We start from the raw sequence: 23222 nt of genomic DNA, 5'->3' as shown, positions 1-23222 counted from the left end.
CGATCTTGTCGGATCAGCGCGCGGCGCCGGGCGCCCGGCTGGGAGTGCCGGCGGAACGCCCTCGTACTGGGTGTACTCGGGTGTTTCGCCGGTGCTTCCAGCCGGGATGATCCGGCGTCGTGCGCCCGGCAAGATCGACCGGACAGGGCCTAGCTGGCCGGGGCCAACCGGCCGGCCGGGTACGGCGCGGGACGGCCGGCCGGGTACGGGGTGGGACGGCCGGCCGGATACGGGGTGCGGGCGGGTGCCGCGGTCGGGGTCTCCGACTCCAGCACCGCCTGGTGGGCGGCCCGGACCTCGGCGCACGGGTCGAGGCCGAGCTGGTCGATCAGCGCGGTGCGCAACCGCTGGTAGACCTCCAGCGCCCGCCAGCGCCCGCCGGTGCGGTGCAGCGCCCGCATCAGCTGCGCGTGCAGGCCCTCGTGCAGCGGGAACTCGGCGCACAGCGCGCTGAGTTCGACGATCAGCTCGTGGTGCCGGCCGAGCCGCATGTCGGCCGCGATCCGGCGCTCCAGCAGCGACAGCCGGACGTTCTCCAGCCGCAGCGCCTCGGCGGTGAGCCGGACGCCGGTGCGGGTGTCGGAGAGCGCGGGGCCGCTCCACAGCGCCAGCGCCTGGGCGAACAGCGCCGAGGCGCGCTCGTCCTCGCCGCCGTCGGCGGCCCGGTAGCCGGAGGCGGCCAGCCGCTGCATCCGCAGCATGTCGATGTCGCCGCCGGCCAGGTCGAGGGAGTAGCCGCCGGGCCTGGTCTGGAGCAGCCACTTCGGGTCCGGGGCGCCCGGGGCGGACCCGCTCCAGGCGGCGCCGATCAGCCGCCGCAGCCGGACCACGTACCCCTGGAGGGTGTTGTCCGCGCTGCGCGGCGGCGCCTCGCCCCAGATTTCGGACATCAGCGTCTCGGAGGGGACGGTGGAGCCCTGGTGGAGCGCCAGCAGCGCCAGCACCGCCCGCGGTTTGGCCGCCGCCGGCACCACCGAGAGCCCGTTCTCCGTGGCCCCGAATCTCCCCAACACCGTGATTTCCATCAGGACTTCCCCCTAGTCGCAACCGACGGTCGGAACCGGTCCTGCCGCGGTGCGGCGGCACGCGGTCGTCTTGGAGCACTATTGAAAAACCGACCAGACGGTTTGTCAATCGCAGGGCCGGTAGAACTCCCCGATCGCCGCGGCCAGCGCCGCGTCGGCCATCGAGGCCACCCCGACCGCCGCCGGGTCCGGCGCGCCGAACCCGGCGTCCCGCAGCGCGAAACTGGCCGCGTAGCCGGGCAGGGTCAGCGCCACCGAGCCGAAGCTCCACTCCGCGCCGGGGCCGCTGCCGCCGTCCGGGCCGCGCACCTGAAGCAGGTCGGGACCGCCGCCGGGCCCGCCCTGCTCGAAGCCGAACTCGGTGAACCGGAACCGCAGCCCCTGCCCGATCGCCTTGCTGTACGCCTCCTTGAGCGTCCACAGCCGCACCAGCGCCGGGTTGCGCTCCGGCTCCGGCAGCGCGGCCAGTAGCGCCGACTCGCGCGGCGTGCAGACCAGTCGCTCGGCCCCGGTGCCGACCAGCGGCCGGTCGGCGGCCTCCGCGTCGACCCCGATCAGCCCCCGGGTGGTCAGCCCGATCAACAGCAGGTCGTCGGTGTGGCTCAGCGAGATGTCCACCTGGTCGCAGCCGCGCAGGTACGGCCGCCCGTGCAGGCTGTAGCCCAGCTCGATCGCCTCCGGGCGGACCCGGACGGCCCGGGCCGCGACGTGCTTGATCATCGCCCGGGAGGCGGCGAACCTGGCCCTCACCTCCGGGTGGGTCAGCTCCCGGTAGCGGCCCCAGTCCGCGCCCAGCAGCCGGCGCAGCGCCGGGCCCCCGCTGTCGGTCGGCGCCCACTCGTCGATCCGGGCGTGCAGCACCGCGGTGCCGTGCACCTCCAACTGCCGGGCCAGCGGCTCGCCGAACGCGCCCGGCCCCGGCGCCGGGATCGACCGGCTCGGCCCGGCGTCGCCCGGCGAGAGCCACAGCGCCGCCGGACGCCGCCCGGGCCGGGCCCGCCGCGACGCCCCGCCTACCGGCCGCAGCCCGTCGCCCGCCGCCGCGGACCCCGGCCCGGCGGCGCCCGGCCCGCCGGGGCGTCCGGGCCCGTCCAGGCGGGCGAACAGCGGGCCGCGGTCCGTCGCGGCCCACGGCTCAGTGGTGCTCTCGGTCGTCATCGCCCCTCCTCGGCCGGTCCCGCCGGCCCACCAGCCGGGCCGCCTGCCGCGCGCACAGCAGCAGCAGCCGCTCGTCGAACGGTCCCGCCCCCGGCTGCCGGGGCCGGGCCGCGCCGTACCGCTCCAGGTCCACCACGGCCAGCCGGGGGAAGCGCGACGTCAGTCGCAGCACCCGGGCGTTGGCCTCCCGCCACAGCCCGCCCAGCAGCGCCCCGTCCGCACCGCCGCCGGACGGAGCGGACGGATCGGCCGGATCGGCCGGGGCCGCCGGGGCTGCCGGGGCCGCCGGGTCGGGTCGCGGCAGGGTGGTGGTCAGCAGCAGTCCCGTGCCGACCCGCTGGTGCACCTCCAGCAGCGAGGACAGCAGCCGGTGGTGGTCGGCGGCGGCCCGCCGGAAGCCCTCCGGACCGCTCGGCACGGCCAGTTCGCGGTCCAGCGCGCCCGGGTCGACCAGACAGAGCGTCAGGTCCGGCCGGGACGCGTACACCCCCGAGGCCGGGTCGGCCAGGTCGTACGCCCAGGTGCCCGGCGGGGAGACCGCCGCCCGCAACAGCCTTCCGCCCCGGGCCAGTTCGACCGCGAGCGGAGGCAGCGCGGCGGCGGGCGGCACGTCCCCGGCCAGCGCCACCCGTACCGGACGGGCACCCGGCGGACGGTCCGTCGGCGGGCCGTGCGGCGGGCCCGCCCGATCCGCCGCCGGGCCGGGCGCCGACCAGGCCAGCAGGCTGCCCGCCCGGAGCAGCTCCTCGCCCTCCAGCACCGCCAACAGGGCGGGCACCCGGCGGATCTCGCGCACCAGCCGCCCGCTGCGGTGCAGTTCGCGCAGGACGGCCAGGGCCCGGCGGGACGCGGCCGTCATGCGGGCACTCCCCCGGAGTCCGCGGGCAGCTCGGCCAGCAGCTCCGCCAGGTGCCCGTGCAGCAGGTCGACGGTCGGGTAGTCCCAGCACACCGCCGGGTCCAGCGACAGCCCGTAGCGCGCCTCCAGCGCGACGTACAGCTGGAGCGCCGCCACCGAGTCCAGCCCGAGCCCCGCCAACGGACGGTCGCACGGCACCTCCTCCACACCGAGACCGAGCCGCTCGGCCACCTGCTCGCGCAGCCACCGCCGAACGTCCGCCCCGCCCTCCACCTCGCTCCCCGGCCCATCGACCAGCCCACCGACCAGCCCTCCGACCGGCCCACAAGCCAGCCCGCCAACCGGCCCGACCGGTCTGCCCGCCGGTCCGCCTGTCGCGGGGCTCGCCGTCGCGGGGCTCGCCGTCGCGGCCGTGGAACGCGCCGTCGTGGTTGCCGACATCAGGGTCTCCTCGTGATCGGGTCGTGTCGTGGGGCCGTGCGCCGGCGGCGCGGGGCCGGCGCGGTCATCCGGCCAGCGGGGTGTCGTACAGGTCGAAACTGCGCAGGGACGCGAAGCGGTCCAGGAGTTCGCGGTGGACGTGGTCGGCGCAGGTGCGCGGCAGCTCGCCGGCCGGGTGGCCGAGCCGGCGCACGATCCGCGAGAGCGCCGGGGCCAGCCAGCCGGGGTCGGCCAGGAAGCCGTCCGGGCTCGCCGGGTCGGGCGCGGTCCGCTCGTGCTGCCAGACGCCCAGGCAGGCGGCGGCGGCCAGCACCAGCACGTAGCGGTCGGCGGCTGCGAACACCCCCGGGTGCCCGTCCGGGGCGCCCGCCAGGCGGCCCGGCAGCCCACGCAGTTCCTGGACCACCGTCCCGGCCAGGGCGGCCGCCGACGCGGTCGCCGCCGGGGCCCCGGGGACGGCGGCGAGCGCGCGCAGCGTCGCGGTGCCCTCGGCCAGCGAGGCGGCCAGCGCGTCGTGCCGGGCGGCCGGCACCAGCCGGTCCAGGTCCAGCCCGGGCAGCGGCCCGCGGGGACGGAACAGCTCGGCGGGGGCGGGCTCCCCGGACATCGGCGGGCGCTCCAGCAGCCGGGCCAACTGCGGGACCAGGGTGGCCAGGCAGGCCGAGGTCCCGGCGTGCCCGAGGCTGATCACCGGCAGGTCCCGGACGTTCTTCTGGAACAGCCCGTACGGGCCGGAGCGGTCGAAGACCCGCGCGCCCAGCACCACCGACAGGTCGTAGGTGCTCTCCCGCAGCAGCCGGGGCAGCAGGTAGCGCACCGCCGCGGCCAGCACGCTGGTCTGGGTGGGCAGCAGGTGCGCCGCCCGGGTCGCCACCAGGGCCAGGCTGTCGGCGATCAGCAGGTCCACGAAGGCAGCGTCCATCGCCGCCCGGGCCGCCGGGGTGCGCAGCAGCGGGCGCCCGTACCTGCTGCGCCCGACCGCGAAGGACAGCGCGGTGCGCAGGCAGGTGTCGGCCGAGGCGATCGCCATCGACGGCAGCAGGCTGCGGGTCAGTTGGAAGGAGCGCTGGGCCAGGCCCACGCCGGTGCCGGGCGCGCCGAGCAGCCGGTCGGCGGGGGCGGGCTGTCCGGCGAAGGCCAGGCCCACCGCCTCCAGCCCGCGCATGCCGGTCATCCGGCGGCGCGGCAGCACCCGGTAGCGGCCCGGCTCGGTCCGCGCCGGGTCGAGCAGCAGCGCGCAGTGGTCGTGCGGGCCGGTCTCGGCCTCGGTGCGGGCGAACAGCACCAGCAGCCCGGCCCGGCCGCCGTTGTTGACCACCGGTTTCACCCCGCGCAGGGTGTAGCCGTCGGCGGTCCGGTCGGCCGTCAGCGAGCTGCGCACGAAGTCGCCGCCCCGGCCCGAGCCCTGGTGCGCCACCGCGACCCGGCCGCCGGTCAGCAGCAGCCGGGCGGTGCGCTCGCGCTGCTCGGGACGACCGCCGAACCAGACGTTGGTGGCGGCCAGCACCGAGGTCACGCCGAAGCCGAGCCCCAGGGTGGCGTCCCGGCGGAACACCGGCCGCAGCACCCGGGCCAGCGCGTCCACCCGGTCCAGTCGCCCGCCGAGCGCGGTCGGCACGAACTCGGCGGCGATGCCGTGCCCGTGCAGCAGGCGCTCGCCCTCGGCCAGCATCTCGGCCCGCTCGTCGGCGGCGAGCACAGCGGCCGCGCCGGTCGGGTTGCCCGGGTCCCCGGGGTCGCCGAGCAGGTCCTCGACCGCCGCCACCCGGGCGGCGACCGACGTCTCGTCGGAGCCCGTCACGAATCCTCGCCTCCCTCGAATCTCCCGGTACGGGCGCCCCGGTGGGCTCCGAACGAACCATCGGAACGGTCGACGGCCGTGTCCGGTCCCAGTGGTACGCGCGTGACCTGGAGCGGTCCTGCACCCGGGCTGGCGCCGGTTCAAAAGTTGAATACCTTGCGAGCGGTTTATTTTCCGGGCCCCGATGTGAAATGTTGGCCGGGTCGCTCACAGGTTGGGGAAGGACCGCACGTGCTCAAGCAAGAACGCGCCCTGCAGACCCGTCGGACGGTGCTGGACGCGGCCGCCCGGGTGTTCGCCGTCAACGGCTACCTGGGGACGAGCCTCGCCCAGATCCTCGCCGAGGCGGGCGTCACCAAGGGAGCGCTCTACTTCCACTTCTCCTCCAAGGAGGAGCTCGCCCGGGCCGTCGTCAACGAGCAGTTCGCCCCCGCCGCGGACGGCGAGGCCGCCCCGCTGCCCGAGGGCCCCGCGCTGCAGGCCGCGATCGACCTCAGCCACGGGATCGGGCGCTCGCTGCGCGAGGACCCGATGATGCAGGCCAGCATCCGGCTGGTCATCGAGCAGGCGTTCACCGAGCCCGACCCCGGGCCCTACCTGCGCTGGATCGAGGTGATCGAGCAGCTGCTCACCGAGGCGCACCGGGTCGGCGACCTGCGCGCCACGGTCGTCCCCGCCGACCTGGCCCGCTTCGTGATCAGCTCCTTCACCGGCATCCAGCTGGTCTCCGGCGTCCTCGACCACCGGACCGAACTCTCCCGCCGGGTCGGCGACATGTGGGAGCTGATCCTGCCGACCGTCGTCCCGCCGCGCCGCCTGCACAAGTTCCGCGCCCGCCCGGAGACCCCCGCCGACACCGGGACCGCCAGCGCCGACGCCGACACCGCCTGAGACCGCCCGCGCACCAACGGACCGGGGCCGGAACGCCCGGACGGACGCCCGGCCCCACCCGGTGGCCGTGGGCACCGCTCCGGGTGACCTACCGTGGAAGTCGCGCGCACCCGTGTGCCGCCCCGGCCAGTCGCTCCTGAAAGGCACCCACCTGTGAGCTCCTCCCCGGAGACCCCGTTCGCCGGACTCGGCAAGATCCTGGTGATCATCCCGACCTACAACGAGGCCGAGAACGTCGAACGGATCGTGTCCCGCGTCCGCGCCGCCGTCCCCGAGGCGCACGTGCTGGTCGCGGACGACAACAGCCCGGACGGCACCGGCAAGCTCGCCGACGCCCTCGCCGCCGACGACCCGCACGTCAAGGTGCTGCACCGCCCGGGCAAGGAGGGCCTCGGCGCGGCCTACCTGGCCGGTTTCCGCTGGGGCATCGACGGCGGCTACGACGTGCTGGTCGAGATGGACGCGGACGGCTCGCACCAGCCGGAGGAGCTGCCCCGGCTGCTCACCGCACTGCGCGGCGCGGACCTGGTGCTGGGCTCCCGCTGGGTGCCCGGCGGCGCGGTGGTGAACTGGCCGAAGTCGCGGCTGCTGCTGTCCAAGGGCGGCTCCACGTACTCCCGGCTGATGCTGGACGTGCCGATCCGGGACGTCACCGGCGGCTACCGGGCCTTCCGCAAGGAGACCCTGCTGGGCCTCGGCATGGACCAGGTCTCCTCGCAGGGCTACTGCTTCCAGGTCGACCTGGCCTGGCGCGCGGTGCGGGCCGGGTTCAAGGTCGCCGAGGTGCCGATCACCTTCGTGGAGCGCGAGCACGGCGCGTCCAAGATGAGCCGCGACATCGTGGTCGAGGCGCTGTGGCGGGTCACCGCCTGGGGCGTGGGCGACCGGGTCGCCAAGCTCACCCGGAAGAAGTAGGCGGCCGCCCCCCGACTCCGCCGGCCGGTGACGATGGAAGTTCCCGGCCGGCGGAGCTTGCGGAGGTGGCGGCGTGACGGAGTCACTGCGACGGGCTGGACGGGACCCCGACCCGGGCCCCCGGCGGTGGGAGTCCGCGAAGGAGCGGGCGGCCCGCCTCACCGCCTCCGCCAAGGGCGCCCCCGAGCGCTTCCCGCTGGTCGGGCGGGCCGTCAGCAACCTGATCCGGGTGAACCTGCTGGACAATGCCACCCGGCTGGCCGCGCAGGCCTTCCTGTCCGCGCTGCCGGCCCTGTTCGTGGTCGCGGTGTTCGCCCCCGCGACGCTCAAGCACAGCATCACCGGCTCGCTGCGCGAACAGCTGGGCCTGCAGGGCAGCGCCCAGCAGCAGGTCCAGCAGCTGATGAACACCCCGCACGACGACAGCGCCAGCCAGAGCTTCGGGGTGCTCGGCGTGCTGGTCGCCCTGGCGTCCGCGACCGCGCTGAGCCGGGCGCTCCAGCGGGTCTGCGAACGGGCCTGGGAGATGCCGAAGCACAGCGCCCGGCTGGCCCTGTGGCGCTGGGTGGTGTGGCTGCTGGCGTGGCTGGTGTTCCTGGTCGTCCAGGTGCCGCTGCGCAAGGGCTTCGGCGCCGGCCTGTGGCTGGGCGTCCCGCTGACCTTCCTGGCCTCCACCGGCGTGTGGTGGTGGACGCAGCACCTGCTGCTCGGCGGCCGGATCCGCTGGTACCCGCTGCTGCCGGGCGCGGTGCTCTGCGGTGTCGGCGAGGTCGGCTTCGGCATCGCCTCGCAGGTGTGGCTGCCGTACGCGATGTCCGAGTCGGTCGACAAGTTCGGCCCGTACGGGGTGGTGTTCACCGTGCTGTCCTGGCTGATCGCGCTGTTCACCGCCATCACCCTGGCGCTGGTGCTGGGCCGGGTGGTCTCCGAGGAGCCGATCGTGGCCCGCGCCCTCGGCACCCGTACCGAACCCGGCAGCTGGTAGCCCCGCGCCTCCCCTCCCCCGGAACGGCCCCGGCCCCGGCCCCCGCCGCAGTGGGCGGGGACCGGGGCCGGGGCCTGGGGCCGTGGAGCTGTGGTGGGGCCTCAGCCGAGGCGCAGCAGGCGGGAGGTGATGGACGCCGGGGCCAGGTCCGACTGGAGGACGACCGGCACCTCGACCCGGCCGTCGCCCTCGCCCGCCGCGATCGTGCCGACCTGGGTGCCGGCCGGCAGGGTGTGGGCGATCTTCCCGACCGGGGTCAGGGCCAGGTGCGCGGTGATGCCGTTCCAGCCCGCGACGGTCAGGTCCTTGGCCGCCACCACCGGCACCTTGCCGCCCACGCCGTCGTCCACGTGGCCGACCACGTCGCCCTGCTTGGCCAGGGTCTGCCCGGCCAGCGCGGTCTGCGCGGCCACGTTGATCCGCTGGCTGGGCGCCTGGGCGGCGGTGACCAGGCTCGGGTCCTCCTTCGTCGCGGGCTGGCCCAGCGTCACGCCGAGGACCATCCGCTGCACGCCGCCGATCTCCTTGACCGCCGCCCACATCAGGCAGGACTGGGCGGGGGTGGAGGAGCCGGTCTTGCCGCCGATCATGCCGTTCTTGCCCAGCAGCTTGTTGGTGTTGTAGATCCGCTGGCCGTTGAACCGGGTGTCCGGCTCGGCGATGACCTGCTTGAAGATGTCCAGCTGCATGGCCTTCTCGGCCAGCTTCAGCTGGTCCTTCGCTGTCGACTTGGTGTCGTTGCTGTACCCGGCCGCGTCCGCGTAAGTGGTGTTGCCCATGCCGAGCTGCGCGGCGGTGTCGTTCATCTTCTTCACGAACTCCGGCTCGCTGCCGGAGTCCCAACGGGCCAGCAGCCGGGCCACGTTGTTGGCCGACGGCAGCATCAGCATCTCCAGCGCCTCGTACTGGGTGAGCTGCTGGCCCTCGGTCAGCGGCACCGTCGACTCGTCGTTGTTGCCCGACTCCTGCGCGGCCAGCTTGTCCACGGTGAGCACCGGGCCGCTCTCCCCCTTCTTCAAGGGGTGCGCCTGGAGGATCAGGTACGCGTTCATCACCTTGGTGACGGACGCGATCGGCACCGGCGTCTCCTCCCCCGACGCCCCCAGGCTGCCCACGCCCACCACCTCGGCCGCGGCCTGGCCCTTCGCCGGCCACGGGATGTTCGGCTGCTCGCCCCCGAAGGTGAACGAGTCCGCCAGCGAGAGCTTCGCCTTCGGCGTCGGCAGCGGACGCAGCAACTGCGCCGCGACCAGCACGCCCAGCACCACGGCCAGGAAGACGCCCCAGACCGTGATCCGCTTCACCGCCCGGCGCAACGGCGTCATCGGACGGGCGCTGAGCGACTTCAGCACCTCCAGCGCCTCGATGGTGCTCTCCGGCCCGGGCGCGGCAGGCACCGGCGGCGCAGGCGGCGGCGGAACGGCGGCCCCGGCAGGCGCGGACGCGGACGCCCGAACGGGCCCGGGGACGGACGCGGCGGCAGCCGGGGCGGGCTTCGGCCCGGCCTTCGGCTCCGACCCGGGCGCCGCGGCCTCCGGGGGCAGCCGGAGCATCACGGTCTGCTCGGGACGGTCCTTGTCGACCCGCAGCGTCATCGTCGGATCGGGCTTCGCGGCGGGCTCGGCGTCGGAGCCGGTCTCGGCCTGCTCCGCGTCCTCGGCCTCGTCCTCGGCCCCAGCGTCCTCGGCCTTGCCCTGGCCCGACGCCGCACCGGCCTTCGCCGGGCCCGCCGCCCGCAGGGTCATGGTCGGCTGCGGCCTGACCGGAACGGACTCCCCCTCCGACCCGCCCTCGCCCTTGGCCCCCGCGCCCTCGTCCTCGTCCTCTGCCCCGGCCTCGGTCTCGGTCTCGATCTCGGCCTTGCCCCGGCCCGACGCTGCACCGGCCTTGGCCGGGCCCGCCGCCCGCAGGGTCGTGGTCGGCTGCGGCCCGGCCGGAGCGGCCTCCCCCTCCGACCCGCCCTCGCCCTCGCCAGCGGCATCGCCAGCGGCCTCGGGCAGGTCCGTCAGCCGGAGCATCATGGTCGGCTCGGGCTTCGCGGCGGAACCGGAACCGCCCTCGTCCGCAGGCGCGGCCTCGTCCTCGACAGCAGACGCGGCGTCGTCCTCGTCCTCAGCAGCAGGCGCGGCCCCGTCCTCGCTCCCTGTCTCGGGCAGCTCCGGCATCCGCAGCATCATCGTCCGCTGCGGCCCGGCCGGGACGGCTTCCGCCTCCGCGCCCTCCTCTTCCTCTGCTCCCGGGTCCGCTTCCCCTTCGTCTTCCGCGTCCCGCGTCTCCGGCCGGTCCGGCACCGCGGGTGTCGGGGCCGATTCCGTCTCGGATTCCGGGGTGTCCTCGTCCCGAGGGGCGGGACGGGAGTCGGTGAGGGCGGCGCTCGCCTCGGGGAGGTCGGCGGGGAGGCGGAGGGCGGCGGTGCGGGTGTCCGCATCGCGGACGCGCAGGTGGACAGTGCCGTTGCCCCCGGCGCGCTCGCCGGGTTCGCGCGGGGTCTCCTCGGTCTCGGCCGACCGCGTCTCGCCGTCGCGCCGCTCGCTCTGCGGGGACTCGCCCACGTAACCCACTCCTCCTCGTCCGCCCGGCACCGCCGGTCCGATCACACAAGCTGGTTTTTTTCGGGCGGGTTCTCGGCCCGGCCCAGCACCTGTACAGTCTCCGGCACCGAGCCCGCAAGGGCCCGCCGCACCCCGCCCGACCGGCGGTTTTTCCTGCCCGTACGGGCTGTTGCCCGGTCAGACGCGGCGCCGTCGGACGGCGGTTCCAGCCTGCCCGGGCAAGGTCACGATTCGGAGGCGTACTCGACAAGCCTGTGTGAGAGGCGTCACCCTGTCATTCATCCACGCGGGGAGGCTTGGATGGGCAGAGGCCGTCGAACCATTCCCGAGGAGCTGCTGTTGCTCGCGCTGGACCCGGCCACGGGTACCACCGCACAGCCGCAGACCCTCGACCTCGGACTTGCCGGGGCGCAGCTCGTCGAGCTGTCCCTGGCCGGAAGGATAGTCCCGGACGGGGACCGGATCGCCGTGGTGGTGCCACGGCCGACCGGTGATCCGACACTTGACCACGCACTGGAGCTGTTGCGCCGGCGCGGCAGTCCGGTGCGCGCCGCGCACTGGATCGGTGGCCCGCGCCTGGGCCTCCGGCAGACGTACCTGGCGCACCTGGAGCGGTGCGGCATGGTGACGGCTGTGGCCGGCCAGGTCTGCGGGGTGCTGCCGACGACGCGCTACCAGGCGTCGGACGACTGCACCAACGCGGCGATCAAGCAGCGGCTGGACACGGCGATCCGCACCGGCGTGCCGCCGGACCCGCGGACGGCCGCGCTGGCGGCGCTGGCGCACGCGGTCGGCCTGGGCAAGCACCTGTACCCGGGCAACGAGGGGCGGTCCTCGCGCTCCCGGCTGCGGGACCTGATCAGGTACGACCCGCTGGGCGGCATGGTGGCCCACGCGGTGATGGACGTGCAGAACGGTCTGCCCGCCCAGCAGCAGCAGGGCAGGTCGGCACCCGCGGGTTCGCGCGGTCCGGCCGGTCGTCCCGCTGCCGCGGGGCGCGGTGTGGCCAGTCGGGTGGGCGCGCGATGAGCGGCGCACGCCGTTAGCGTTCGGTTCGGCAGGAGGGCGGGCGGCCCGGTGCATCGCACCGGGCCGCCCGCCCTCTGTCGTTCCGCCGCACCGCCGCCGGCTCCGCGCTCCGACGCCGCGTCAGGAGCCGTGCGGCGCACGGGTTTCCCTTTAGCGGGTGGATGCGCCGGGCGCAAGGGCTCGGTTCCATATTGAGCTATTTTCAGATGATCTGTTCTACTGCGGTACTGCGATTCCCGGGCATGGACCGTAGGTGAAGTGGCATGCTGCTCAGCGTCAGGGGGTTGGTACCAATTACCGCACTGTTGCCAGAAGTGGGGCCGGAGGTCAATGTGTCCGCCAGCGTGAATCCGACGGTTCGCCGCCGTAGGCTCGGCGCCGAACTGCGGCGTCTGCGCGAGCTCAGGGGGATGACCGCCGAAGAGGTGGCCGGCCGTCTGATGGTCTCCCAGTCGAAGATCAGCCGACTGGAGAACGGCCGCCGCTCGATCAGCCAGCGCGACGTGCGCGACCTGTGCGACGTCTACGAGGTCGAGGACGAGCGGGTCCGCGCCGGGCTGATGGAGATGGCCAAGGAGTCGCGCCAGCGCGGCTGGTGGCACGAGTTCGGGGACATCCCGTACAGCGTGTACATCGGGCTGGAGGCGGAGGCGTCCTCGATCCGGGCGTACGAGTCCTCGTTCGTGCCGGGGCTGCTGCAGACCCGCGAGTACGCCGAGGCGGTGGTGGCCGGGACGCAGCCGGACACCGACCCGACCGCGATCCGCCGCCGGGTGGACGTCCGGCTCAAGCGGCAGCACCGCATCCACGGCGAGGACCAGTTGGGCAGCCTGTGGGTCGTGATAGACGAGGCGGTGCTGCGCCGCCAGGTCGGCGGGAAGCGGGTCATGGCCGAGCAGTTGTACCAGCTCGTCGAACTGGGCGAGCGGGCGAACATCAACCTCCAGGTGATCCCCTTCAGCCACGGCTCCCACCCCGGCATGACCGGGACATTCTCCCTGCTGGAGTTCCCCGAGTCAGCGGATTCCACGGTCGTCTACTTCGAAGGAGTGACGAGCGATCTCTACCTGGAGAAGGACGCCGACGTCCGCCGCTATACCAATCTGTACGACCACCTGAGGGCCGCGGCGCTGAGTGTCGCGGAGAGCCGGTCGATGATCGCCACCATCGCAGAGGAGTTCATGAAATGAGCAAGGCCACCGAGAGCCTGACCTGGCGCAAGAGCAGCTACAGCGGGGGCAACGGTGCCTGCGTGGAGATCGCCCTGCCGGGTTCGGCTTCCGTCGCGGTCCGGGACTCCAAGGACCCGCAGGGCCCGCAGCTGCGCTTCTCCGGCGCGTCCTGGGCGGCGTTCGCCGCGGCGGCCGGCGCGGGCCGCTTCGGCGAGGTCTGATCCTCCGACCGGTACGGGGTGCCCGCCGCTTCCCGCGCGGCGGGCACCTTCGCGTCCGGGCCCGGGCGGTCGGCGGCCCGGGCGGTCGGCGACCCGGGCGGTCGGCCGCCCGGGCGGTCGGCGGCCCCGGGTCAGGCGTCGGCGGCCGGGTAGCGGAGCGACCAGGCTTCGGTGCCGTGCAGTTCGGGGCCGTGCAGCAGCTCCAGCACCAGGTCGTCGGCGAGTTCCAGGATGGTGCCGCGGCCCTCGACCTCGGCCAGCAGGTCCGGCGGGAGGGCGGTCTCGCCGTGCAGGGCGCCCAGCAGGTTGCCGCAGATCGAGCCGGTGGAGTCGCTGTCGCCGGAGTGGTTGACGGCCAGCAGCAGGCCGCTGCGGACGTCCTCGGCGACCAGCGCGCAGTACAGGCCGATGGCGAGCGCCTCCTCGGCGACCCAGCCCTCGCCGAGCGCCTCGACCCGCTCGGGGGACGGCGCCCCGGCCCGCACCGCGTCCAGGGCGGCGCGCAGCGCGGCGGTGGTCTCCTCGTGGCCGGTGCGCTCGGAGAGCAGGGCCAGCGCCAGGTGGACGCCCTCCTCCAGGGTGCCGCCGCGGGCCACCGCGTGGACGACCACCGCGAACGCCCCGGCGGACAGGTAGCCGGTGGGGTGGCCGTGGGTCAGCACCGAGCACTCGACGGCGAGTTGGAAGACCAGCGCCGGGTCCCAGGCGGTGAGCAGCCCGAACGGGGCGGCCCGCATCACGGTGCCGCAGCCCTTGGAGTTCGGGTTGCGCGGCTCCTCGACGGTGGGCAGCGGGCCGCTCTCGGTGCCGGCCAGGCCGGACAGGCAGGCCTGGCCCGGCGCGCGGCGGGCGTACAGCCACTCCTCGCGGCCGAGCCAGCCCAGGTCCTTGCGGCGCTCGTCCGGGCCCCAGTCCTGCTGGGTGGCGTACCAGCGCAGGTAGGCGCGGTGCACGTCGGACGGCGGGTGCCAGGAGCCGGCGTCGCGGTTGATGTGGGAGCGGATCAGGCCGTCGACGGTGAACAGGGTCATCTGGGTGTCGTCGGTGATCGCGCCGCGCCGCCCGTACGCGGGGACGTAGCCGGCCACGCCCGCCTCGCCGTGGACCGCGCGGATCTGCTCCAGCTGCTCGAACTCGATGCCGCCGCCGAGCGCGTCCCCGATCGCCCCGCCGAGCAGGCAGCCCCGGACCCGGCTGCGGAAGTCCTGCTGCTGGGCGCGTGACCACAGAGGCATCACGGGGCGGAACCCTTTCGGTCGGCGGCCGCGGGCGGGCGCACGGGCGGTAGACGCACCTTATTCGAAGAGCAGCGCGAAAAGGCCCCCCGCCCCGAACATCGATTCGCCCGCCGACCCGCCCGGCCGGTCACGCCCGCCCGGCCGGCCACCGCCCTCGCGGACAGCCACCGCCCCGCGGACCGCCGGCCCTAGTCGGCCAGCGGCAGCAGCCGGGGCAGGTGCCCGTCGGAGGCCAGCGCGGCGGCCCGGCGCTCGGCCGGCACCTCGCCGTACAGGGTGGTGCGCTGCCGGGCCGGGCGGCCGGCCAGGGCGGCGACCGCCTCTAGGTCGCGCACCGACTTGTAGGAGCCCCAGGAGGAGCCCGCCATCCGGGAGATGGTCTCCTCCATCAGGGTGCCGCCCAGGTCGTTGGCGCCGCTGCGGAGCATCTCGGCGGCGCCCTCCGCGCCCAGCTTGACCCAGCTGGTCTGGATGTTGGTGAGGTGCGGGTGCAGCAGCAGCCGGGCCATCGCGGTCACCGCCCGGTTGTCGCGGGCGGTCGGGCCGGGCCGGGCGATGCCCGCCAGGTAGACCGGCGCGTTGGTGTGCACGAACGGCAGCGTGACGAACTCGGTGAAGCCGCCGGTGCGCTGCTGGATACCGGCGAGCAGCCGCAGGTGGCCCAGCCAGTGCTTCGGGGTGTCGACGTGGCCGTACATCATCGTCGAGGACGAGCGCAGGCCCAGCTCGTGCGCGGCGGTGACCACCTCGACCCAGGTCGCGGCGGGCAGCTTGCCCTTGGTGAGCACCCAGCGGACCTCGTCGTCCAGGATCTCCGCCGCCGTGCCGGGGATCGAGTCCAGGCCGGACTCCTTCGCCCGGGCCAGCCAGTCGCGGACGGACAGGCCGGTGCGGGTGGCCCCGTTGACCACTTCCATCGGCGAGAAGGCGTGCACGTGGATGCCCGGCACCCGCTCCTTCACCGCCCGCGCGATGTCGAAGTAGGCGGTGCCCGGCAGGTCCGGGTGGATGCCGCCCTGCATGCACACCTCGGTCGCGCCCACCGCCCAGGCCTGCTCGGCCCGTTCGGCGACCTGCTCCAGCGAGAGGGTGTAGGCGTCGGCGTCGGTGCGGCGCTGGGCGAAGGCGCAGAACCGGCAGCCGGTGTAGCAGACGTTGGTGAAGTTGATGTTCCGGGTGACGCAGTACGTGACGTCCTCGCCGACGGTGTCGCGGCGCAGCTCGTCGGCGATCCGGGTCAGCGCGTCCAGCGCCGGGCCGTCCGCGTGGAACAGCGCCAGCGCCTGGTCGTCGGTCAGCTTCTCCGGGTCGTCGGCGGCCGTGGAGAGCGCGGCCCGCAGGTCCGCGTCGAGCCGCCGGGGGGCGGGCAGCGCGGCCTGTTCGCGCAGCGACTCCCAGTCGCCGTACACGTCGTCGAAGTCGGAGCGCCGGTCGCCGGTGCGGCCCTCGGTGTCGACGGTGCGGAACAGGTCGGTGCGGCCGCCGCCGGTCATCGGCTCGTCCGGCTCCTGCCAGGGCAGCCCGATCGGGCGGGCGCCCTCGACGGCCAGGCCGGTGGCCGGGTCGGCCAGCGCCCGGACGTGCGGCAGCAGGCGCGGGTCCAGCCAGGGCTCGCCGCGCTTGAGGTACTCCGGGTAGATCGTCAACCGCTCGCGCAGCGCGAACCCGGCGGCGGCGGTGCGCTCGGCCAGCTCCTCGACGTGCGGCCAGGGGCGCTCCGGGTTGACGTGGTCGGGCGTCAGCGGGGAGACGCCGCCCCAGTCGTCGATGCCCGCGCCGATCAGCAGCGCGTACTCGGCGTCCACCAGGTTCGGCGGGGCCTGGATGCGGGCGGCCGGGCCGAGCACCAGCCGGGCCACCGCCACCGCCGCGGCCAGCTCGGAGAGTTCGGCGTCCGGCATGGCCCGCATCGCGGTGTCCGGCTTGGCCCGGAAGTTCTGCACGATCACCTCCTGCACGCCCTGGTAGGCGCGGGAGACCTTGCGGATCGCCAGCAGCGCGTCGGCCCGCTCCTCGTACGTCTCGCCGATGCCGATCAGCACCCCGGTGGTGAACGGCACCGCGCTGCGCCCGGCGTCCTCCAGCACCCGCAGCCGGACGGCCGGTTCCTTGTCGGGCGAGCCGTGGTGCGGGCCGCCGGGCTCCGACCAGAGGCGGACGGCGGTGGTCTCCAGCATCATGCCCATCGACGGGGCGACCGGCTTGAGCCGCTGGAAGTCCGTCCAGGACAGCACCCCGGGGTTGAGGTGCGGCAGCAGCCCGGTCTCCTCCAGCACCCGCACCGCCATCGCCCGCACGTACGCCAGGGTGTCGTCGTAGCCGTGCGCGTCCAGCCACTCGCGGGCCTCCGGCCAGCGCTCCTCGGGGCGGTCGCCGAGCGTGAACAGGGCTTCCTTGCAGCCGAGTTCGGCACCCTGGCGGGCGATGTCCAGCACCTCGTCCGGGGACAGGTACAGTCCGTGCCCGTCCTTGCGCAGCTTGCCCGGCACGGTGACGAAGGTGCAGTAGTGGCAGCGGTCCCGGCAGAGCCTGGTCAGCGGGATGAACACCTTGCGCGAGTACGTGATGACGCCGGGGCGGCCCGCCTGCTCCAGCCCGGCGTCCCGGAGCCGGGCGGCGACCGCGCACAGCTGCGCCAGGTCCTCGCCGCGGGCCTGCAGCAGCACCGCCGCCTCCGCGACGTCCAGCGCCACCCCGTCCCGGGCCCGGCGCAGCGCGCGCCGCATCGCGGTCGCGGTCGGGGCGGTGGCGGCTGCGGACGGGGGCTGAAGGCTCATGGGCCCGACCCTACGCGAGAGGTAGCCCTCCGGGACTACGGAACCCTGACGGCGTCTCAGGGTCGCGACGCCCCGGATGCGACGGGAGGCGTACGGCGATCTGCTGCCGCCGGGCGACGCCCCCGGACGCCCCCAGGGGCTCTAATGGACGGTGACAGCGCACAGGCACTCGGAAGGGGGCTGCCATGGAGCACGACTCCACCGCAGACGCAGGACAGGACACCGCACCGCTCCGGATCGCTCCGGCCGAACGGGCCGAGCGCCCGGCCCGGCCCGCCGAGCGGCGCACCGCCGTCCGGGTGGGCGTGCCGCTGGCGGTCGCCGCGGCCGTCGCCACCGGCATCGGCCTGGTGCCCGCGCTCGCCAGCGACGAGACGCCCGACCTGCCCTCGGTCAGCGCCCAGGCCCTGGTCGCGAAGGCGCTCGCCGCGGACACCGACACCTTCTCCGGCACCGTCCGGATCAGCGCCGACCTCGGCCTGCCCACCGTCCTCACCGACGCCGCGTCCGGCTCCGGCGCCCTCGGCAACCTGGCCCGCAGCGCCGGCGCGGGCGTCGGCGGCGCCGACCCGCAGCTGAAGGCCGTCGAACTGCTCGGCGGCTCGCACACCCTGACCGTCGCCGCGGACGGGCCCGAGCGGCAGCGGCTCACCCTCTCCGGCGAGAAGTCCGGCTACGAGCTGGTCCACGACGGCGACCAGGTCTGGGCCTACGACCGCGACTCCCGGCAGGCCCTGCACTTCACCGGCGTCGGCGGCGCTGCCGGGGCCGGGGAGCACGCCGCGGGCCGGGCCGGCATCGGCTCGTTCACCCCGCAGGACGTCGCCGCGCAGCTCCTGGCGCACTCCGCCGCGACCACCTCCGTCACCGTCAGCGGCACCGAGCGGATCGCCGGGCACGACGCGTACCGGCTGAGCGTCCGGCCGAAGCAGGCCGGGTCGACGATCGACGAGATCCGGGTCTCGATCGACGCCGAGAAGGGCGTGCCGCTGGCCGTCCAGGTCCGCACGACCGACGGCGCGACCGCGTTCGACATCCGATTCGGCACCCTCTCCTACGCCGAACCGGCCGCCGGGACCTTCGAGTTCACCGCCCCCAAGGGCGCGAAGGTGGTCGAGGCACCGGCCTCCGCCCTGCCGCACGACCCGCTCGCCTCCGTCCTGCCCGCCCTGCCCACCCGGCCCGCCGAACCGGCTCCCGGCCAGGACGCCGCGGGCCGGGGTGCGGCGGGCGGGGTGATCGGCGAGGGCTGGACCACCGTGCTGCACGGCACCGCGGGCGCCGAGGCCGCGAAGGGCCTGGCCAAGTTCACCGGCCGTCCCGTCGACGGCGGCACCCTGGTCTCGACCCGCATCGTCAACGCCCTGATCACCACCGACGGCCGGGTCTACCTGGGCGCCGTCACCCCGGAGACGCTCCAGCAGGCGGCGAAGCACTCCTGACCCGCGGGTCGGACGGCCGTCCGGCTGCCCGGCTGTCCGGCCGTCCGGCTGTCCGGCCCCGACCGTCCGGCCGTCAGAAGCCGGTGCGCCGGGTGGAGGCGGCGGCCAGGGCCAGGGCCGGCAGGTCGGCCGGCGGGACCAGGAAGAGCGGGGACCACCCGGCGCTGACCAGGCGCACCCCGGCGGTGAGGCCGTGCAGGCGGGCCAGGTGGGAGTGGCGGAGCTCGACCCGGTCGAGGCGGTAGGGCGGCAGCAGGTCGACCGGGTCGCCCGTGCCGGGGTGCCAGCGGATCTCGGCGGGCAGGCCGCGGCGCCGGACGATGCGCAGCTCGCCGCTCTGCGACCCGCCGGCCTCCCGCCGGACGGCGGGAACGTGGCGGAGCACGGGACGGGCGAGGTGCACCATAGGAGTTCCTCCCGCGCGCCGGGACAGCTGGCGGCCGGGTCGCGCAGCACGGACGTTAGCAGTCCGGGCATCCGGTTGAGGAGATCCCGCGGAGACGTTCTTCACCGGCCCCCGGCCCCGCGCGCGGGGCCCGCGCACCCGCCGGTCCGGGGCCTCGCCGCCGCCTGAGCGTCCGTCGCCTGAGCGTCCGTCGCCCCCGGCCGTCGGCCCGGCCGTCAGCCCGCTGCGGCGGCCGGCACCGGCGTGCGCCGCCGTTCGACGCGCAGGCGCCGCAGCGCGTCCCAGCTGAGCACCACCAGCGCCACCCAGACCAGGGCGAACCCGGCCCAGCGGGCCGGCTCCATCGTCTCGTGGAACACCGTCACGCCGATCAGGAACTGCGAGACCGGCGCCAGGTACTGGAGCAGCCCCAGCGTGGTCAGCGGCACCCGCAGCGCCGCCGCGCCGAAGCACATCAGCGGGACCGCCGTGATCACCCCGCTCGCCACCAGCAGCGCGGTGTGGCCCCAGCCGTGGTGGCCCAGGGTGCCCTGGCCGCGCACCTCCAGGTACACCAGGAACGCCACCGCGAACGGGAACATCACCGCGCTCTCCACCGCGAGGCTCTCCGCCCCGCCCAGGCCGACCTTCTTCTTCAGCAGCCCGTAGGTGGCGAACGAGAACGCCAGCGTCAGCGCGATCCACGGCGGCCGGCCGTACGCCACCGTCAGCACCAGCACCGCGACGGTGCCGACGCCCACCGCCGTCCACTGCGCCGGGCGCAGCCGCTCGCGCAGCACCAGCACGCCGAACGCGATCGTCACCAGCGGGTTGATGAAGTACCCCAGGCTGGTCTCCACCACGTGCCCGGAGTTCACGCCCCAGATGTAGACGCCCCAGTTCACCGAGACGGTGGCCGCCGCGAGCGCCAGCATGCCCAGCCGCCGGGGCTGGCGCAGCAGCGGCCGGACCCACGCCCAGCGCCGCCGCACCAGCAGCATCGCCGCGACCGCGACCAGCGACCAGGCCATCCGGTTGGCCAGGATGTCGGCCGCCCCGGCGGGCTCAAGCAGCGGCCAGAACAGCGGGAACAGCCCCCACATCCCGTACGCCGCGAAGCCGTTCCACAACCCGACCCTGGCCTCCCGCGAACCCTCCGCCATGGCCTGCCCCTCACCCGCGCGCCGTCCGTGTCACCCGAAAGGTAGCGGCCCGCGAACGCGGATGTCATCCCCGAATGGTGAGGACGGTGCTGACAGCGCCGGGGCCCGGCGGGAACGGCGCTCCTCCCGGGCCCCGGCGGGGAGGTCCGCTACCCGCCCACCGTCCAGGTGTGCGGGCCCGCGAGCAGGGCGGCGAGGTCGCCGCGGCCGCGCCGGGCCTCGGCGCGGGCGAGCTGTTCGGTCATCAGGGTGTCGTAGACCGGGCGGGCGACGTCGCGCAGGACTCCGATCGGGGTGTGGTGCAGGGTGTCGGCGTCGGCGAGGCGGGTGAGGGCGAAGGCGGTGGCCGGCCCGGCCGCGTGGGCGTCGTGGACGATCGCGGTGCCCTCGCTGCGCGGGGCGATGCGCAGTTCGCCGTCCGGGTCGCGCACCACGTGCCGCTCGGCGCCGACCAGGACCGGCTGCCCGTGTTCGAGGCGGATCAGCGCCTCGTCGCGGGTGCCCGGCTCCTTGAGGAGCTCGAAGGCGCCGTCGTTGAAGATGTTGCAGTTCTGGTAGATCTCCACCAGCGCGGTGCCCTCGTGCCGCGCGGCGGCCCGCAGCACGGACTGCAGGTGCCGGCGGTCGGAGTCGATGGTGCGGGCCACGAAGGTGGCCTCGGCGCCGACGGCCAGCGAGAGCGGGTTGAAGGGGGCGTCGAGCGAGCCCATCGGCGTCGACTTGGTGATCTTGCCGACCTCGCTGGTGGGCGAGTACTGGCCCTTGGTCAGGCCGTAGATCCGGTTGTTGAACAGCAGGATCTTCAGGTTGACGTTGCGGCGCAGCGCGTGGATCAGGTGGTTGCCGCCGATGGAGAGCGCGTCGCCGTCGCCGGTGACCACCCACACCGACAGGTCGGGGCGGGAGGCGGCCAGGCCGGTGGCGATCGCCGGGGCGCGGCCGTGGATGGAGTGCATCCCGTAGGTGTTCATGTAGTACGGGAAGCGCGAGGAGCAGCCGATGCCGGAGACGAAGACGGTGTTCTCGCGCCGGATGCCCAGCTCGGGCATGAAGGACTGCACGGCGGCCAGGATCGCGTAGTCGCCGCAGCCGGGGCACCAGCGCACTTCCTGGTCGGTCTTGAAGTCCTTCGCGGTCTGCGCCCCGTCCGCCTTGGGGACCAGGCGCAGGGCGGGGAAGTCGGTCATCGGTTCTCCTGCGCGTCGAGGCTGCCGAGGGCGGCGTGCAGCACGTCGGCGAGTTGGGCGGCCTTGAACGGCAGGCCGCGGACCTGGTTGTAGGACTGGGCGTCGACGAGGTAGCGGGCCCGCAGCAGCAGGGCGAGCTGGCCGAGGTTCATCTCGGGGACGATCACCCGCTCGTAGCCGCGCAGCACCGCGCCGAGGTTGGCCGGGAAGGGGTTGAGGTGGCGCAGGTGGGCCTGGGCGACGTGGCCGCCGTCGGCCCGCACCCGGCGCACCGCGGCGGTGATCGGGCCGTAGGTGGAGCCCCAGCCGAGCACCAGGACCCGGGCCCGGCCCTCCGGGTCGTCGACCTCGACGTCGGGGACCGCGATGTTGTCGACCTTGGCCTGGCGGGTGCGGACCATGAAGTCGTGGTTGGCCGGGTCGTAGGAGATGTCTCCGGTGCCGTCCTGCTTCTCGATGCCGCCGATCCGGTGCTCCAGGCCGGGCGTGCCGGGCACCGCCCAGGGGCGGGCCAGCGTGTGCGGGTCGCGCTGGTAGGGGCGGAAGGTGCCGTCCGGGCCGTTCGGCGCGGTGGCGAACTCGACCCGCAGGTCCGGGAGTTCGTCGGCGGCGGGGAGCTTCCACGGCTCGGAGCCGTTGGCCAGGTAGCCGTCCGAGAGCAGGAACACCGGGGTGCGGTAGGTGAGCGCGATCCGGGCCGCGTCCAGGGCCGCGCCGAAGCACTCGGCGGGGGTGGCGGGCGCCACGATCGGCACCGGCGCCTCGCCGTTGCGGCCGAACATCGCCTGCAGCAGGTCGGCCTGCTCGGTCTTGGTCGGCAGGCCGGTGGACGGTCCGCCGCGCTGGATGTCGACCACCAGCAGCGGCAGCTCCAGCGACACCGCCAGCCCGATCGTCTCGCTCTTGAGCGCCACCCCGGGCCCGGAGGTGGTGGTCACCCCCAGCGCGCCGCCGAACGCCGCGCCCAGCGCGGCGCCGATCCCGGCGATCTCGTCCTCGGCCTGGAAGGTGCGCACCCCGAAGTCCTTGTGCTTCGACAGCTCGTGCAGGATGTCCGAGGCCGGGGTGATCGGGTACGAGCCGAGGAACACCGGCAGCCCGGAGCACTCCCCCGCCGCGACCAGGCCGTAGGACAGCGCGAGGTTCCCGGAGATGTTGCGGTAGGTGCCCGGGGCCAGTTCGGCCGGCGGCACCTCGTAGGAGACCGCGAAGTCCTCGGTGGTCTCGCCGAAGTTCCACCCGGCCCGGAACGCCGCCACGTTGGCCTCGGCGATCTCCGGCTTCTTCGCGAACTTCTGCCGCAGGAACAGCTCCGTGCCGTGCGTGGGCCGGTGGTACATCCAGGACAGCAGGCCCAGCGCGAACATGTTCTTCGCCCGCTCGGCGTCCTTGCGGGCCAGGCCGCTGTCCTTGAGCGCCTCCAGGGTCAGCGTGGTCAGCGGCACCGGGTGCAGCCGGAACGCCGCCAGCGAGCCGTCGCCCAGCGGGTCCGCCGGGTAGCCGACCTTGGCCAGCGCCCGCTTGGTGAACTCGTCGGTGTCGACGATGATCTCCGCCCCGGGCGACAGGTCCGGCACGTTGGCCTTCAGCGCCGCCGGGTTCATCGCTACCAGCACGTCCGGCGCGTCCCCCGGCGTCAGGATGTCGTGGTCCGCGAAGTGCAGCTGGAAGCTGGAGACCCCCGGCAGCGTCCCGGCGGGCGCCCGGATCTCGGCCGGGAAGTTCGGCAACGTCGACAGGTCGTTCCCGAACGCCGCCGTCTCCGAGGTGAACCGGTCCCCGGTCAGCTGCATCCCGTCACCCGAGTCACCCGCGAACCGGATGACCACCCGATCCAACCGCCTGATCGGCTTCGCCGTCCGCCCGGACGCCGCCCGCGCCGCCCCACCGGGGCCGCCGCCGTCCGGACCGTCCACTGCTTCCGACTGATCGACCTGACTGGTCACTGCCGCGGACCTCCTCGTCGGGGAGCCAGCAGCGGG

19 protein-coding genes are annotated in these 23222 nt (G+C 74.8%); 7 read left to right on the top strand and 12 right to left on the bottom strand.

Translation table 11 applies throughout. The features are described from left to right. Positions 1-149: 149 nt before the first annotated feature. The 5 genes from QMQ26_RS20910 to QMQ26_RS20890 form a co-directional block, all read right to left on the bottom strand. Positions 150-1025 (bottom strand): AfsR/SARP family transcriptional regulator, encoded by an 876-nt coding sequence (locus tag QMQ26_RS20910; RefSeq protein ID WP_282202303.1) that lies wholly within the window; start codon positions 1023-1025, stop codon positions 150-152. A gap of 105 nt (positions 1026-1130) precedes the next feature. After that, positions 1131-2183, bottom strand: a complete 1053-nt coding sequence (locus QMQ26_RS20905) for a 4'-phosphopantetheinyl transferase family protein (RefSeq protein ID WP_282202302.1) — start codon at positions 2181-2183, stop codon at positions 1131-1133. Continuing rightward, entirely contained in the window at positions 2161-3042 is an 882-nt protein-coding gene (locus QMQ26_RS20900) for a hypothetical protein (protein ID WP_282202301.1), read from the bottom strand. Before QMQ26_RS20900 ends, QMQ26_RS20905 begins: the two co-directional genes overlap by 23 nt. After that, complete coding sequence (locus QMQ26_RS20895) at positions 3039-3314, bottom strand: acyl carrier protein (protein ID WP_282202300.1); 276 nt, start codon at positions 3312-3314, stop codon at positions 3039-3041. Before QMQ26_RS20895 ends, QMQ26_RS20900 begins: the two co-directional genes overlap by 4 nt. A gap of 232 nt (positions 3315-3546) precedes the next feature. Next, positions 3547-5283: an acyl-CoA dehydrogenase gene (locus QMQ26_RS20890; protein ID WP_282202299.1), complete on the bottom strand. Its 1737-nt coding sequence runs from the start codon at positions 5281-5283 to the stop codon at positions 3547-3549. A gap of 231 nt (positions 5284-5514) precedes the next feature. On the opposite strand from QMQ26_RS20890, the gene QMQ26_RS20885 reads away from it, so the two are divergent. The 3 genes from QMQ26_RS20885 (at position 5515) to QMQ26_RS20875 (ending at position 8074) form a co-directional block, all read left to right on the top strand. Beyond that, positions 5515-6174: a ScbR family autoregulator-binding transcription factor gene (locus QMQ26_RS20885; RefSeq protein ID WP_282202298.1), complete on the top strand. Its 660-nt coding sequence runs from the start codon at positions 5515-5517 to the stop codon at positions 6172-6174. Between the two features lie 153 nt (positions 6175-6327). Then, a complete protein-coding gene (locus QMQ26_RS20880) occupies positions 6328-7089 on the top strand; it encodes a polyprenol monophosphomannose synthase (protein ID WP_100836707.1) in 762 nt (253 codons plus the stop codon). 73 nt (positions 7090-7162) lie between these two features. After that, complete coding sequence (locus tag QMQ26_RS20875; protein WP_282202297.1) at positions 7163-8074, top strand: YhjD/YihY/BrkB family envelope integrity protein; 912 nt, start codon at positions 7163-7165, stop codon at positions 8072-8074. Between the two features lie 101 nt (positions 8075-8175). Here the strand turns inward: QMQ26_RS20875 and QMQ26_RS20870 are convergent, their stop codons facing one another. Then, positions 8176-10626 (bottom strand): hypothetical protein, encoded by a 2451-nt coding sequence (locus QMQ26_RS20870; protein WP_282202296.1) that lies wholly within the window; start codon positions 10624-10626, stop codon positions 8176-8178. A 300-nt stretch (positions 10627-10926) separates the two neighbouring features. On the opposite strand from QMQ26_RS20870, the gene QMQ26_RS20865 reads away from it, so the two are divergent. The 3 genes from QMQ26_RS20865 to QMQ26_RS20855 all read left to right on the top strand — a co-directional run bounded on the left by QMQ26_RS20865 (position 10927) and on the right by QMQ26_RS20855 (position 13048). Further along, the gene (locus QMQ26_RS20865) at positions 10927-11655 is read left to right on the top strand and encodes a GOLPH3/VPS74 family protein (protein ID WP_014137624.1); all 729 of its coding nucleotides are present in this window, start codon (positions 10927-10929) and stop codon (positions 11653-11655) included. A gap of 332 nt (positions 11656-11987) precedes the next feature. Then, complete coding sequence (locus tag QMQ26_RS20860; protein ID WP_100838530.1) at positions 11988-12845, top strand: helix-turn-helix domain-containing protein; 858 nt, start codon at positions 11988-11990, stop codon at positions 12843-12845. Then, the gene (locus QMQ26_RS20855; protein WP_100836710.1) at positions 12842-13048 is read left to right on the top strand and encodes a DUF397 domain-containing protein; all 207 of its coding nucleotides are present in this window, start codon (positions 12842-12844) and stop codon (positions 13046-13048) included. The genes QMQ26_RS20860 and QMQ26_RS20855 overlap by 4 nt, the downstream gene beginning before the upstream one ends. A gap of 131 nt (positions 13049-13179) precedes the next feature. Here the strand turns inward: QMQ26_RS20855 and QMQ26_RS20850 are convergent, their stop codons facing one another. Together QMQ26_RS20850 and QMQ26_RS20845 are read right to left on the bottom strand one after the other, a co-directional pair. Continuing rightward, positions 13180-14283, bottom strand: a complete 1104-nt coding sequence (locus QMQ26_RS20850; protein ID WP_100836711.1) for an ADP-ribosylglycohydrolase family protein — start codon at positions 14281-14283, stop codon at positions 13180-13182. Between the two features lie 191 nt (positions 14284-14474). Beyond that, positions 14475-17012, bottom strand: coding sequence for a bifunctional FO biosynthesis protein CofGH (locus QMQ26_RS20845; RefSeq protein WP_404814192.1), 2538 nt, complete (start codon positions 17010-17012; stop codon positions 14475-14477). Between the two features lie 236 nt (positions 17013-17248). Between QMQ26_RS20845 and QMQ26_RS20840 the strand changes: the two genes are divergently transcribed. Then, a complete protein-coding gene (locus tag QMQ26_RS20840) occupies positions 17249-18505 on the top strand; it encodes a LolA family protein (RefSeq protein WP_282202294.1) in 1257 nt (418 codons plus the stop codon). Positions 18506-18578: 73 nt separating this feature from the next. On the opposite strand, the gene QMQ26_RS20835 is transcribed toward QMQ26_RS20840, so the two are convergent. The 4 genes from QMQ26_RS20835 to QMQ26_RS20820 all read right to left on the bottom strand — a co-directional run bounded on the left by QMQ26_RS20835 (position 18579) and on the right by QMQ26_RS20820 (position 23033). Beyond that, a complete protein-coding gene (locus tag QMQ26_RS20835; RefSeq protein WP_100836714.1) occupies positions 18579-18911 on the bottom strand; it encodes a hypothetical protein in 333 nt (110 codons plus the stop codon). A 215-nt stretch (positions 18912-19126) separates the two neighbouring features. Further along, positions 19127-20053, bottom strand: coding sequence for an EamA family transporter RarD (rarD, locus tag QMQ26_RS20830; RefSeq protein ID WP_100836715.1), 927 nt, complete (start codon positions 20051-20053; stop codon positions 19127-19129). A 149-nt stretch (positions 20054-20202) separates the two neighbouring features. Then, entirely contained in the window at positions 20203-21240 is a 1038-nt protein-coding gene (locus QMQ26_RS20825) for a 2-oxoacid:ferredoxin oxidoreductase subunit beta (protein WP_282202293.1), read from the bottom strand. Further along, entirely contained in the window at positions 21237-23033 is a 1797-nt protein-coding gene (locus QMQ26_RS20820; protein ID WP_282202292.1) for a 2-oxoacid:acceptor oxidoreductase subunit alpha, read from the bottom strand. Before QMQ26_RS20820 ends, QMQ26_RS20825 begins: the two co-directional genes overlap by 4 nt. Positions 23034-23222 lie beyond the last annotated feature (189 nt).

The sequence above is a fragment of the Kitasatospora fiedleri genome, assembly GCF_948472415.1.
GTDB lineage: Bacteria > Actinomycetota > Actinomycetes > Streptomycetales > Streptomycetaceae > Kitasatospora > Kitasatospora fiedleri.
Note: the sequence above shows the minus strand (reverse complement) of the source record. Positions and strands in the feature narration are given on the sequence as shown.